The organism is Acetobacter zythi, from assembly GCF_963921165.1.
In the GTDB taxonomy this organism is placed as follows: domain Bacteria; phylum Pseudomonadota; class Alphaproteobacteria; order Acetobacterales; family Acetobacteraceae; genus Acetobacter.
In genome coordinates, this window is record NZ_CAWUEO010000034.1 from 20,217 (window position 1) to 33,165 (window position 12,949).

The following is a 12,949-nucleotide window of genomic DNA, read 5'->3' on the forward strand; positions in this document are numbered from 1 at the left end:
GGTTGTGCCCTCAGGCCGTGCCACCCACGGTCAGCCCGGTCATTTTAAGGGTCGGCTGGCCCACGCCCACCGGCACGCCCTGCCCGGCCTTGCCACAGGTGCCAATGCCGGGGTCCAGTTCCAGATTACCCCCGATCATGGAGACCTGCGTCATGGCCTCCGCCCCGCTGCCGATCAGGGTGGCCCCCTTGACCGGGGCCGTCACCCGCCCGTTTTCGATCAGATACGCTTCCGATGCGGCAAAAACGAACTTGCCCGAGGTAATATCCACCTGCCCGCCACCAAAATGCACCGCATACAGGCCGCGCTTGACCGAGCGGATCATTTCCTCCGTGGTGGCGTTGCCTTCAAGCATAATGGTGTTGGTCATGCGCGGCAGGGGCATATGCGCGTAGGACTGGCGGCGGCCATTGCCCGTGGGGGCCACCCCCATAAGCCGCGCGTTCAGCCGGTCCTGCAGATACCCTTTGAGAATACCATCCTCAATCAGCACCGTGCGGCCTGTGGGGGTGCCCTCGTCATCTATGGTCAGGCTGCCGCGCCGGTCGGGCATGGAGCCATCATCAATAACCGTTACACCGGGGGAGGCCACGCGCGAGCCAATGCGCCCGGCAAAAACAGATGTGCCCTTACGGTTGAAGTCCCCCTCCAACCCGTGGCCCACGGCCTCGTGCAGCAAAATGCCGGGCCAGCCAGCACCCAGCACCACTTCCATTTCCCCTGCCGGGGCGGCCTGTGCCTCCAGCGCAACCAGCGCCTGCCGCAGGGCCTCGTCCACAGCGCCGTGCCATGTTTCCGCATTCAGCAGGCGGTTAATCTCGTACCGTCCGCCAAGGCCGTAGCTCCCGCTCTCGCGCTTGCCAGCATGTTCGACCACCACCGACACATTCAGCCGCACCAGTGGCCGCAGGTCGGCCACACGCGCGCCATCTGCGCGGATGATCTGCACGGCCTGCCACTCGCCCGAGAGCGAGGCCATGACCTGCACCACGCGCGAATCCTTGGCCCGTGCATACGCATCTATGCTGGAAAGCAGGCCCGAACGGGCGGCAAAATCCGTATCTCCCAGCGGGTTGGCATCCGTGTACAGCCGCTGGTTGGTGGGGCGTGGGGGTGGGGCCATCTGCCCCGACCGGCCCGCGCGCACAGCACTGACCGCATCGGCCGCGCGCAGCAGGGAGGTGCGGCTCATCTCGTCCGAATGGGCAAAGCCTGTTTCTTCCCCCAAAACCGCGCGCAGGCCAAAACCCGTGCTGGTGTTGAAGGAGGCGGAACGGATCACCCCGTCATCCAGTGCTATGGATTCGCTCTCGCGGTATTCAAGGAACAGTTCGCCATCATCCATGCCGTCCAGCGCCGTGCGGGTCAGCTTTTCGGCTTCATCGCGGTTGAGCTGGGCCTGCTCTTTGGCAAAAAACAACTGGTCTGTGGCGGCCAGCGCCCCGGCGTGTGAGGGAGAGAAAGACATGGACCAAAGCCCTCCGTCTGGAAAATATCCGTACTGGAAATAACGGCGGCCCGTATGGCCCGCCACCTGTTTTGCCTGAATGCCAGAAGCCGCGCGGGTCAGATACCCGGCAACTCATTAACCGTAACCACCCGCCAGCCCGAATCCAGCCGCTCCAGAATGGTGAGTGAGAGATTCTGCACCGAAAAATGCAACGCTGTCTCGGCGTGTATGCGCAGCGCATGCGCAAGAGCTGCACGAATAACCCCACCATGGGCCACCGCCACAATGTTCCGCCCCGCATGCGTTCTGGCCAGCCGGTCCAGCAGGCGGCCAACGCGGCTACAGACCTCAATCACACTTTCGCCCCCCGGGGGGCAGTCCGTGGCGGCCACGGGCCAGAAGGGGTGGGGGGGCAGGGTCAGGTGTTCTGGCAGGGCGTGGTATTCCAGCCCCTGCCATGTGCCCAGATTCTGCTCAATCAGGTCTGGCTCCACCGTAAGCGGGCGGGGGCCGTAGCCTGCCTCCTCAATGGCCTGCGCGGTGCGCCGTGTGCGTGAGAGCGGGCTGATGAACCACTTGGCATCCTGCGGCAGGCGTTCGGCCAGCGCGCGGTACATGGGTTTTTGGGCAATCAGGCTCTCGGGGCAGAGCGGCACATCCATGCTGCCATACATGCACATACGGGCGTTCTCTTCCACCAGAGCGTGGCGGATCAGCCAGAAGCGGGTAATACCGGTTGGAAGTTCAGGCCCATCAAGAAAATGGTCCTGAGAAGAGGATGAGGCTTTTTCGGCAGTCATGTGTTCGCTCATGCCTCTGTTGTGGAATCAGCTTTGCCGGAGCGCAAGAGCAGAAATGCCCTGCCTGCCCAGAGCATGAACCTGCCGGGGCACACCCGCCCCACCGGGCAGGCCAGTGCTGAGCACACTGAGGCCACAAGGCGGCGTGGCATGGGCCAGATCCGCCCAATAGCGCAGGATCAGCCCCAGTTTGGCCAGCATCCATGCCACGGGGTGGTCTGCCGCCACACCCCCCTCCGCAACGGACAGGCCAGCAGGCCATACTGCGGCATAGCCCCCCCCCGTACCCGAAATATGCCGTGCCGAGGCCGAAACCCGCAGCGCCCCCATGCCCGCCTCCACACCACCAACCGTGGTTATGGCAACAGGTTGCCCCACATGGCACGGCAGAGCCGCAAGAGCGCGCTCTCCCTCCCGCAGGGTTGCGGGCAGGTGGGGGGTCATATCGGCCAGCAGCCAGCCGTGCAGGTGTTTTGCCTGTTCAAAATCCAGCGCCGCGCCATCCACCAGCACAACAAACGCCAGAATACTGGGCAGGCTGTCCCACGCATCCGCTTCTGGCTGGGCGCAAAGCGCGACCGAAGGCAGGAGGCGCACAAACGGGCAGGCATCCAGCGCAGCCGTGGCGTCTTGCATAAACTGGTGCAGCCGGTCCCTTTTTTGCGCATCCGGCACAGCGGCAAAGGCCACCATTTCGGCCCGTGCGCCGCTCCAGCGCAGGAACAGGCCCGCGTTCAGGCCCAAAGGCAGGGTACGGGCCGCAGGCAGGTCCGGCCATTCCGCCCGCGTGGCGTAAGCCGCCAGACCCGTGGGCAGGCGGCTCTGGCGCAGCCGGTCCAGCCAGCTATCGGGCAGGAACAGCGCGCCGCTAAAGGGGGGGCCGGTAAAAAACTTGGACCCTGTTACCATAACCGCCCAGCCCCAGCTTACATACTGGTGCACAGCTTCCGGCCGCAGCCGGGCCTGACAGGCATCCACCAGCACATCCACCTGTCCGGGGTAGCGCGCGCACAAGGCCCGCACCCTGCTGGCAGGCAACACCAGTTGCCCGGTTTTGGAAACATGCAGCACATACAACAGTACGCGCCGCCCCGCCCTGACCGCACGGGCTATCTGCTGCGCGCAGGCTGCAAACAGGGCATCATCTGGCACACGCTCGCCGCCATCTGCGCGCAATGGCAGGGCGACATGCTCCGCATCGCGCATGAACCCGTCTATGACAGCGCCTTTTTGCACGCTTTGCCCACGCGCGGTGCGGTTGGCAAAGTGGCGGCCGCATGTGGCCAACGGCACACCGCTACCTGTTTCCTCCACTCCGGGCAAAATGGTGGTGAGGGGGGCATGCAGCAGGCCCATCAGTGCTGTGGCGGCCAAAGCGCAGTCTGTCCCCGATGGAGCCAGCACAACACGCCCGGCACCATCCAGATGGTAAAAGGCGGCAAGGAATGCCTTGACCTCCTCCACCGCGGCCTCCCCCGCCTGCTCGTCCACTGCAAGACGGATCAGCCGGACACCAGCCTGATGAATGGCGTGTGCCGCAGCCAAGGTGGGGGTGGAGGCTGTGGAGGAGGAAAAATCCAGCTCTCCATAGCGGGGGAAGGGCTGGCACCCATACCGGTTAAGCCCGGTCTGCGCGCCGGGGTCCAGTCGTTCGTCCCCGCCTTGCACCACCAGCCATTCCGCTGGCTGCAAAACCGGCCATGCCGTGCAGGCCCATTCGTGCAGGGCCTGTGCATCTACCCCGCGCGGGCGGAGCGCAGGAGCCACACAACACGCCATGTCCGCAACACACAGAGCCAGTTGGGCGGCATCGGGCACGGCAGGGCCAGCAAGCGCGCCCCCCCATGACCACGGCAGGTTTGCCCCCCCTCTGTCTGGCGGGCAGAATGGTCCGGTACGCCATGCGCAGGCCGTAACCCTGACCGCCGCCAGCAGGATGCGCGCCATCCGCTGCCCATCCATGCCCTCCACCGCATCCTGCGCATGGTGGGCTGAGGCGGTTACAAGGGCTGCAAGTTCGACCGCCAGACGGGCAAAAAACCGCGCTTTTGCAGGTCCAACCCGTTCTGGACCACACAGAATGGTCCCATCAGGCTGAACGCACACAGGGTGTTCCAGCATGGCATGTTGCACAACCGAGCCGGGCGCCAGCATATGCCGCAAAATGGGGGAGGACTGCATATGCTGGAAAACATCGGTCAAATTACTTGCGTCCATTCACTCAGCACACCTTGGAGCGGAAGATAAACAAAAACAGACATCCGCCATTCCGCCGGGCCTGCGCACCCTGATCTTTATTTTTAACCCACAACAGCCCCGCCCCTGACTGTATGGTCCCATGCACCACACGCCCCACCCCGGTAAAGGCGGGAACACCCGTTAAGCCGGTATGGTGGTCATGCTGCCCCTTATATTGTCGATCCCCCGCGTCTGAACAAGCAGAACACGCCACTGCCGCCTATGTCCGCCACGCCGGGTGGCCATGCTCCACCCCCGGATGCCCCCGCCAGCCTGCCACGCAGACCGCCCGCCTCTGGCCGTAATCTTGTGCGAAGGATGCGGTTCGCAATACTCGGCAGGGCTGCTAAGAAGAATGCAGTCACCCTTTACAACCACCCGCGCCCGCGATTCCTGCCCCACGCAGGAAGCAGGTGCGGCCTCTGGAGTCAGGACCGGCACCCTTGGCGCGCACAAGCCCTCTCAATACCACCAACTCTCCCGTTCCCCACAAAAGTGCCCTGCGCCTGCGCATGGAGGAAGGGGGCGGCGTTGCGCTATGCGTTCTGGCCTGTGCCCTGCTGGCCGCCCTGCTGACCTATAACCCGACGGACCCGTCGTTTAACACCGCCACCAACCAGCCGCCCACCAACCTGCTGGGCACAACCGGTGCGTTTATAGCCGATACGCTGCTACAGGGAATCGGGCTTGGGGCCACCGTGCCCGTGCTTATTCTGATCGCATGGGGGTGGCGTTTTATGGGCCACCGCCTGCTCGGCCATGAAACAGGGGTGATCTTTGGCATGCGGGTGGCCGCCATTTTGTGCCTGCTCCCTGTTTCTGGCGCGTTGTTCGCGGCTGTTCCGCTCCTGTTTACCGCACTACCCACGCCTGAATGGCCAACACAGGCGGGTATTGGCGGGGGTGTTGGCCACTCCATTGCCCAGACATCCATTGCCGCGGGCATGGCGGCCATCGGGCCTGCGGGGGGCATGGTCATCTGGCTTTTAGGCGGGTTGCTTGCGGGGCTTCTGCTCGCACTGGGCACCGGCCTGCGGCGGGAGGAATGGTTTGCCATCTGGCGGGCATTTGCCTTTGTGGTCTGCCTGCCCGGCAGGCTGGGCAGGCGGTTTGTACGCTACTACGCCAGCCACAAACCACAGCCCGCACCCAGCGCGCAGCCCGCCGCCTACACCACACCGGCCCCGCCAGCAGCGGACCCGTTTTATGGCAGCACCCTGCCCTCCAACGCCTTGTTTGATGATGAGGAGGACGAGCACAGCCCCGCCCCTTACCATCCCACACAGGCTACACCCGCCCAGACCACGGGCACGGGCACCGCACTGGTGCTGCACGGCGCGCAGGATCACGCGCCCACCACCAGCCACGCCCTTGTTCCCACACCACAGGACACACCAACGGGCAGTGGCGCGCGGGCTGCGGCCATAACGCCGCTACCCGCCACAAAGGCCGAGTCTGCCTTTACGCTGCCCACGGCCACAACACCGCATTCTGTGCCGGAAAAACCGGCCAAAAGCGGGTTGCTGGGCCGCCTGTTCTCCGGCTCCAGCCAGCCTGAGAGCACCCCCGCCAGCCCGGAGCGCAACCCCACCACCACCCGCAAGGGCGGGTGGGAACTCCCCCCCATGAGCCTGCTGCGCGCAGCCCCCGGCAACGCCCATACCGGCCCCTCGCCCGAACTGCTGAACGCCACCGCCCGCATGCTGGAGCAGGTTCTGGCCGATTACGGTGTGCAGGGCCGCATTGTGGGCATGAGCGCTGGCCCCGTGGTCACACTTTACGAGCTTGAACCCGCACCGGGCATTCGTTCTGCCCGCATTATCGGACTGGCGGACGATGTGGCGCGCTCCCTGTCCGTGCTGAGCGTGCGTATTGCCACCGTGCCGGGGCGCAACGTGATGGGGATTGAGGTTCCCAACCAAACGCGTGAGACGGTTTATCTGTCCGAACTGCTCAACCAGCCCACATGGCGTGAGGATACCGGACAGCTCCCCCTTGCCCTTGGTAAGGACATTGCGGGCGAACCCATGTTCTCCGACCTTGCGCGCATGCCCCACCTGCTGGTGGCAGGCACCACCGGGTCGGGTAAGTCGGTTGGGGTGAACGCCATGATCCTCTCCCTGCTCTACCGGCATTCGCCCGATGAGTGCAGGCTGATCATGATTGACCCCAAGGTGCTCGAACTTTCCATTTACGATGGCATTCCCCACCTGCTGACCCCGGTCGTGACCGAACCACCCAAGGCCGTAAACGCGCTCAAATGGGTCGTGCGCGAGATGGACCGCCGCTACCGCACCATGGCCCACCTACAGGTGCGCAACATTGCAGGCTACAACGCCCGTGCGGCCGAAGCCCGGGCAGATGGGGAGGTGGTGGTCCGCCGCGTGCAAACCGGCTTTGACCCCGAAACCGGCAACCCGGTGTTTGAGGAACAGTCCGTCGCCCTCGATCCCATGCCCTATATTGTGGTCATTATTGACGAAATGGCCGACCTGATGATGACCGCAGGCAAGGAAATTGACGCCTGCGTGCAACGTCTGGCGCAAAAGGCGCGTGCTGCGGGTATTCACGTTATCATGGCAACGCAGCGCCCTTCGGTGGATGTGATTACCGGCACCATCAAGGCCAACTTTCCCACCCGTATTTCGTTTCAGGTGATCAGCAAGTTCGACAGCCGGACCATTCTGGGCGAGCAGGGGGCCGAGCAGCTTCTGGGTCAGGGGGACATGCTGTTCATGCAAGGTGGCGGCCGCATTACCCGTGTGCATGGCCCGTTTGTGGCCGACAGCGAGGTGGAGCAGGTTGTGAACTTCCTTAAAGAACAGGGCGAGCCGATTTATGATGACGACGTGCTGGCCGAACCCATGGAGGAAAACACATCCTCCAGTAGCGGCAGCCGTTCTGGCGGGAACGAAAACGCCGAAGCTGACATGTACACCGAAGCCGTGAACATTGTGACGCGGGAAGGCAAGGCGTCCACCTCCTTCATCCAGCGCCACCTGTCCATTGGTTACAACCGCGCGGCCAAGCTGATTGAGCAGATGGAAAAAGAAGGCATTATCAGCCGGGCGGACAATGTGGGCCGCCGCAAGGTGCTGGTTGGCTCCGCGCGGGACGAAGACTAGGCCACTCCATGCTCCCGGCCCTTCCCCCCCTGCTCTACCAGAGCAACCATGTGGTTATCCTTGATAAGCCCGCGGGCCTGCCCGTGCATACCGGCCCCGGCGGCGGAGCCTGCGTGGAGGACTGGTTCCCCCAGCTTTCCCGCCGTAAGGATGGACCGTGGCTTGCCCACAGGCTGGATGCCGAAACATCGGGCTGCCTTGCCATAGCCCTGCGCAAACAGCCATTACTGGCCATGCAGCAGGCCTTTGCCAGCAAAACCGCGCGCAAGACCTACTGGGCCGTAGTACACGGCGGCCCGCAGGCCACAAACGGGCGTATTGACCTGCCCCTGCTCAAAACCACCACCAGAACAGGCTGGTCCATGCAGGTCGCGAATGGTGGCGCACTCTCCGCCACAACATGGCGGGTGCTGGGCCGGAGTGGCGCCACAAGCTGGCTGGAACTGGAGCTGGAAACCGGGCGCACCCATCAGGCCCGTGTGCACTGCGCCGCCATGGGCTGGCCCATTATGGGGGATACCCTGTACGGCAAACCCGACCCGGCTGGCCTGCACCTGCTGGCCAGAAGCCTGCACCTCCCCATTGATAACGGCATTACCGCAACCGCCCCCCCACGCGCGGGCATGCAACCCGCCCTAAGCGCCTGTGGATGGAACAAAACCGGCCAGGGCTGAACCAGCCCCCCACAGGAAGCCCCCCGGTAGCCCGCCCGGCACCCACAACAGGCCCGCGCCCATGGGGGAGCAGGCACCACCGCGCTCAGCCGGGCCACCCCCACGTGCTCCGCCAACGCCCGTAACCTAAGGCTGCCCGAGCAGCCCCACATCTGGCCAGCACCGCACAAGCCGCGTGTGCAAACTCTGGCGTTGGGGGCGCAGGGCGGCACTGTCAAACATTTGCGCCCGAGCGCGGCCCGCCTGCCCCATGCGGGTCCGCAGATCGGGGTCAGACATCAGGCGGTCGAGTGCTTCCACCAAAGTGGGCAGGTCATCCGGGTTGGCGTAAAGGGCGGCCTGCCCTGCAACATCAGGCAGACCACCTTTGGCGGAGGTGACCAGTGCCGCACCACAGCCCATGGCCTCCAACGCCGCCATGCCAAAGGGTTCGGCCCACCGGCTGGGAACAACCACAATGGCAGCATGGCTCATGGCCTGCACAACCTGCGTATGGGGCAGGTAACCCGCCATATGCACCCCCGCAGCCCGAGCCTGCGCCTGCACCTTGGTCAGAAATTCTGTTTGTGGAGAGGCCGGTCCAAACCTGTCCGCCCCTATAATTCTGGCCTGCCATGTGGGGTGGCGGGGCAGTACGGTGGCGCAGGCCTGCACAAAGGCGTCCACCCCCTTATCCGCCACAACACGGCCCGCAAACAGCACAAGATTATCCCGCACAGGGGCAGGAGCAGGCAGCGCGGCAAGGTCCAGCCCATTGGGCAGAACCGCAACGTGCCCCTGCGCCCCCTGCCCCAAAAACCGCTCCCGCACCCAGCCCGAGACCGCCACAACCGCCATGTTGCGCGCCAGTTCCGTGCGCTCCGCTGCGGTTTTGCCCCCCCGCATGCCGCACGGGTCGTTATGCAGGACCAACACAAGCGGAATATGGGGAAAGCGCTGCCGCACGGCCCGCGCCAGATCCGGGCGATTATGGATTTCCACCAGATCGGGGCCAATCTTGTGGATCAGCCGTGCCACGCCAGCACGGTACCGCCCCATGGTGCCCAGCGGGAACAGCACGGACGGCACAGGGGCAAACGCCACATCGCCATAAGGGGGCGTTCCGGGCGGGCTGCCCACCACCACCTCGCCAGCACCCGCCATGCGGTGCACCAGCAGGGCTATGGCCCCTGCTTCGCCGGGGGCAAAGCGTTCACGCGGCGGCAGAACGGTCATGACCCGCAAAGGCCGTGAAAAATGTGCAGCAGGCCCGCCTACGGGGCTGGCTCTGTTCATACTTGCGCCCGGCTGCCGGTCATGACGTGGTCAGGCCAGAGTTTCGTACATATCCAGTTGCCATTCCACCGGCTCCCGCGCAGCAGCGGCGTACCACTCCACCATAAGCGGGTGGTGCCGCACGGCCTGCATGTAAGCCTGCGCCGTAGCGGAAAGACCCGGCACATCATAGGACAGAAAACGGCAGACAACAGGGGCAAACATGGCATCCACATTGCCCATGCCCGGCCCGCACAGGAACGGACCGCCCCGGCCAGCCCCTTCGGTCCAGATGGCGTTAATGCGCGCAATATCCTTGTGCACATCCTCCCCCAGAGGTGCGGCCAACGCGCGGTTGCGCCCCAGATTCATGGGCAGGGCGGAGCGCACGGCCCGGAAGCCGGAGTGCATTTCGGCCGCAGCCGAGCGCGCCCATGCCCGCATAGCCCGGTCCGTAGGCCACAAAAACCCGTGGTGTTCCGCGCAGTATTCCGCAATGGAGAGCGAGTCCCACACCACAGCGCCTTTATGCTCCAGATAAGGCACACACCCGTTGGGCGAGAGGGTTTTGAGCGCTACGGTCTGGCCTGCACCGGCCAGCGGCACAACCTCCACCCCCACATCCAGCCCTGCCAGACGCACACTCAGCCAGCCCCGCAAGGACCATGACGAATAACGCTGTGTGCCAATAACCAGACGACCTTCCGCCATGCGCGTACTCTCCCTGTTTTTTAAGCCGTCGCCTGCTGTTCCGTCCGGCGGATGAACCCGCCACCCAGAATACGGCTCCCCTGATAAAACACGCAGGCCTGACCGGGGGCGGGCATGGCTGGTTCTTCCAGCAGCACCGTAGCGCCATCGGGTGTGGGCACCACGCGGGCGGTGCGCGGCTCTTCACGCGCGCGCATCTGCACCTTGCAGACAATCCCTTCCGGTGGGGCGTCCACCAGCCAGTTCACATCCCGCACAGACAGGGAACTGACAAACGCATGCGCGCGTGGGCCAATAATAACCCGCTTGCGCCCCGGCTCCACCCCCACCACCATCTGGCGTTCGCCCTGCAGGCGGGCGGCGTTGCCCAGGCGTTTGCTCTGCCCCACGGTAAAGCGCATAACGCCTTCATGCTCGCCCACAACATGGCCGGACTGGTCCACAATCTCGCCCGGGCCTGCCATTTCGGGGTGCATGCGCTCCACCAGATCCACGTAGGACCCATCGCTGACAAAGCACAGGTCCTGACTGTCGGGCTTGCCTGCCACAACCAGCCCAAACCGCTCGGCCTCCTGCCTTACGGCGGCTTTGTCGGGCATATCGCCCAGCGGGAAGCGTAAAAAATCCAGTTGTTCACGCGTGGTGGCGAACAGGAACCAGCTCTGGTCGCGGGCCTCGTCCACCGGGCGGTGCAGTTCCGCCCCCTGCGGGCCTTCCACACGGCGCACATAATGGCCGGTGGCCATGGCATCGGCCCCGATTTCCTTCGCCAGTCCCAACAGGTCCGTAAATTTGACGCCCTGATTGCACGCAACGCAGGGGACCGGGGTTTCGCCCGCCGCATAGGCATCGGCAAAGCGTTCGATCACACTGTCCTGAAAACGGCGTTCGGCATCAATAACGTAATGCGGGAACCCCAGACGGTCGGCCACGGCGCGGGCATCGCGGATGTCCTGCCCTGCACAGCACGCCCCTTTTTTGGCCGCCCCTCTGGAGTCGTAGAGTTGAAGGGTCGCGCCCACAACCTCGTGCCCTTCCTCTAAAAGACGGGCAGCCACCACGGAACTGTCCACCCCTCCGGACATGGCAACAAGAATACGCATGGGCGGGATATCCTTCCCCTTAATCTGTAAGGTCAGGCCTTGCTGGGCAGGCGCACAACCAGACCATCGAGTGCTTCGGTCATCACGATCTGGCAGCCAAGGCGTGAGGTTTTTTCCAGCCCGAAAGCGAGGTCGAGCATATCTTCCTCATCATCGGTGGGCGCACTCAGCCTGTCCGCCCATGCGGGGTCCACCACCACGTGGCAGGTGGCGCAGGCCAGCGAGCCTTCGCATGCACCTTCAAGGTCCACATCGTGCTTATGGGCAATTTCCAGCACGGACAGGCCCACCGGGGCATCAACCGTGCGTTCTGTTCCGTCCTGCTCAACAAACGTCATCTGGGGCATTGGTTTCCATCCTGCCAAAAAATATCATGGCGGCGGCGGCCTGTAGGGTCGGGCCTTAGGCTGCTGGCGTGGGCCGCCGGGGTGTGGCCCGCACCTGTAGGGCAGCCTGTGCCAGACTGTCCGCCGCGCGTTCTGCTTCGGCGGTGGAGGTAAAACGTCCGGGGGACAGACGCAAGCTTCTTCCTGCCTCATCAAAGCTCAGGCCCATGGCTTCCAGCACGTAGGACGGGGCCAGTTCGGCCGAGGAACAGGCCGAACCGAGGGAAACCTCAAGCCCCGGCATGGCCGCCAGCACGTCCGCTGCGCGCAGGTCAGCGGGTAAGCGCAGGCTGAAAATACCCGGCAGGCGCGCAGCCCCCTCCGCATTGACCACACAACCCGGCAGACGGGTGGACAGGTGCTCCAAAAAGCAGGTCTGCACCTTGGCCAGATGCGTGGCGTCACGCGCCATATCCGCTCTGGCTATTTTACAGGCCTCCCCAAAGCCTGCCAGCAAAAAGCCCGGCAGGGTGCCTGAGCGCAGACCCCGCTCCTGCCCCCCACCGGAGAACAGGGGGGTCAGGCGCACACGCGGGCGGCGGCGCACAAACAGCGCACCCGCACCCTTTGGCCCATACAGCTTGTGGCTGGAGACCGAGGCAAGCGCCACCGGCAGAGCGTGCAGGTCCAACGCGATCTTGCCCGCCGCCTGCGCCAGATCGGTATGGAGCAGCGCACCGGCCTGCGCGACCAGCGCCCCCAGTGTGGCAAGGTCCTGCAAGACCCCGGTCTCGTTATTGGCTGCGGCAATGGAGACCACTGCCGTTGGCGCACCCGCCAGAGCGCGGGCCAGCACATCCGGCTCCACCTGCCCGTGGGCGTTAACCGGTAGAATAACCGGCTCAAACCCTTCTCCAGCAAGGTCCTCCACACTTTGCAGCACGCATTTATGCTCGGTCGCCACCGTGATAACCCGGCGGCGGGGGCTTCCCTGCGTTGCCAGATGCCGGGCAGCCCCCTTGATGGCAAGGTTGTTGGACTCGGTCGCACCAGAGGTAAACACAACCTCGCGCGCCTCTATGCCAAGCAGAGCGGCAACCTCCGCACGGGCGTGCTCCACCATCTGGGCCGCACGGGCGCCACTGGCATGGGTGGTGCTGTGCGGATTGCCGTTTTCCTCCGCCAGAGCGCGCAGCAGAACAGCCTGCACGCGCGGGTCGCACGGGGTGGTTGCCGCGTGGTCAAAATACAATGCCGCCATGCCTGCC

The 12,949-nt window shown here is 64.5% G+C and carries 10 protein-coding genes; 2 read left to right on the plus strand and 8 right to left on the minus strand.

Annotated elements, in window-relative coordinates:
• Positions 1-10 precede the first annotated feature (10 nt).
• The 3 genes from tldD to AABE20_RS10390 form a co-directional block, all read right to left on the minus strand.
• Positions 11-1,468: a metalloprotease TldD gene (gene tldD, locus AABE20_RS10380; protein WP_338332993.1), complete on the minus strand. Its 1,458-nt coding sequence runs from the start codon at positions 1,466-1,468 to the stop codon at positions 11-13.
• A 98-nt stretch (positions 1,469-1,566) separates the two neighbouring features.
• Positions 1,567-2,250: a histidine phosphatase family protein gene (locus tag AABE20_RS10385; RefSeq protein WP_338332994.1), complete on the minus strand. Its 684-nt coding sequence runs from the start codon at positions 2,248-2,250 to the stop codon at positions 1,567-1,569.
• Positions 2,251-2,277: 27 nt separating this feature from the next.
• Positions 2,278-4,452, minus strand: coding sequence for a GMP reductase (locus AABE20_RS10390; protein WP_338332995.1), 2,175 nt, complete (start codon positions 4,450-4,452; stop codon positions 2,278-2,280).
• 479 nt (positions 4,453-4,931) lie between these two features.
• On the opposite strand from AABE20_RS10390, the gene AABE20_RS10395 reads away from it, so the two are divergent.
• Together AABE20_RS10395 and AABE20_RS10400 are read left to right on the plus strand one after the other, a co-directional pair.
• The gene (locus AABE20_RS10395; RefSeq protein ID WP_338332996.1) at positions 4,932-7,613 is read left to right on the plus strand and encodes a DNA translocase FtsK; all 2,682 of its coding nucleotides are present in this window, start codon (positions 4,932-4,934) and stop codon (positions 7,611-7,613) included.
• A gap of 8 nt (positions 7,614-7,621) precedes the next feature.
• Positions 7,622-8,287 carry an RluA family pseudouridine synthase gene (locus tag AABE20_RS10400; RefSeq protein WP_338332997.1) on the plus strand — a complete coding sequence of 222 codons (666 nt, stop codon included), beginning with the start codon at positions 7,622-7,624 and terminating at the stop codon, positions 8,285-8,287.
• A 126-nt stretch (positions 8,288-8,413) separates the two neighbouring features.
• Here the strand turns inward: AABE20_RS10400 and AABE20_RS10405 are convergent, their stop codons facing one another.
• From AABE20_RS10405 to AABE20_RS10425, 5 genes are read right to left on the minus strand one after another with little or no spacing between them, the layout of a single operon-like run.
• Positions 8,414-9,562 (minus strand): glycosyltransferase family 4 protein, encoded by a 1,149-nt coding sequence (locus AABE20_RS10405; RefSeq protein ID WP_338332998.1) that lies wholly within the window; start codon positions 9,560-9,562, stop codon positions 8,414-8,416.
• A gap of 30 nt (positions 9,563-9,592) precedes the next feature.
• Positions 9,593-10,252 (minus strand): glutathione S-transferase, encoded by a 660-nt coding sequence (locus AABE20_RS10410; RefSeq protein ID WP_338332999.1) that lies wholly within the window; start codon positions 10,250-10,252, stop codon positions 9,593-9,595.
• Positions 10,253-10,272: 20 nt separating this feature from the next.
• Positions 10,273-11,355 (minus strand): tRNA 2-thiouridine(34) synthase MnmA, encoded by a 1,083-nt coding sequence (gene mnmA, locus AABE20_RS10415; protein ID WP_338333000.1) that lies wholly within the window; start codon positions 11,353-11,355, stop codon positions 10,273-10,275.
• A 32-nt stretch (positions 11,356-11,387) separates the two neighbouring features.
• On the minus strand, positions 11,388-11,702 hold the full coding sequence (locus tag AABE20_RS10420) for a ferredoxin family 2Fe-2S iron-sulfur cluster binding protein (RefSeq protein WP_338333001.1): 315 nt from the start codon (positions 11,700-11,702) through the stop codon (positions 11,388-11,390).
• Positions 11,703-11,757: 55 nt separating this feature from the next.
• Positions 11,758-12,942 carry a cysteine desulfurase family protein gene (locus AABE20_RS10425; protein ID WP_338333002.1) on the minus strand — a complete coding sequence of 395 codons (1,185 nt, stop codon included), beginning with the start codon at positions 12,940-12,942 and terminating at the stop codon, positions 11,758-11,760.
• Positions 12,943-12,949: the final 7 nt, after the last annotated feature.

Excerpts from the sequence above, each read along its gene's own strand:
- tldD (WP_338332993.1), bottom strand. The coding sequence starts at position 1,468 with ATGTCTTTCTCTCCCTCACACGCCGGGGCGCTGGCCGCCACAGACCAG.
- AABE20_RS10385 (WP_338332994.1), bottom strand. The coding sequence starts at position 2,250 with ATGACTGCCGAAAAAGCCTCATCCTCTTCTCAGGACCATTTTCTTGAT.
- AABE20_RS10400 (WP_338332997.1), top strand. The coding sequence starts at position 7,622 with ATGCTCCCGGCCCTTCCCCCCCTGCTCTACCAGAGCAACCATGTGGTT.
- AABE20_RS10405 (WP_338332998.1), bottom strand. The coding sequence starts at position 9,562 with ATGAACAGAGCCAGCCCCGTAGGCGGGCCTGCTGCACATTTTTCACGG.
- AABE20_RS10410 (WP_338332999.1), bottom strand. The coding sequence starts at position 10,252 with ATGGCGGAAGGTCGTCTGGTTATTGGCACACAGCGTTATTCGTCATGG.
- mnmA (WP_338333000.1), bottom strand. The coding sequence starts at position 11,355 with ATGCGTATTCTTGTTGCCATGTCCGGAGGGGTGGACAGTTCCGTGGTG.
- AABE20_RS10420 (WP_338333001.1), bottom strand. The coding sequence starts at position 11,702 with ATGCCCCAGATGACGTTTGTTGAGCAGGACGGAACAGAACGCACGGTT.
- AABE20_RS10425 (WP_338333002.1), bottom strand. The coding sequence starts at position 12,942 with ATGGCGGCATTGTATTTTGACCACGCGGCAACCACCCCGTGCGACCCG.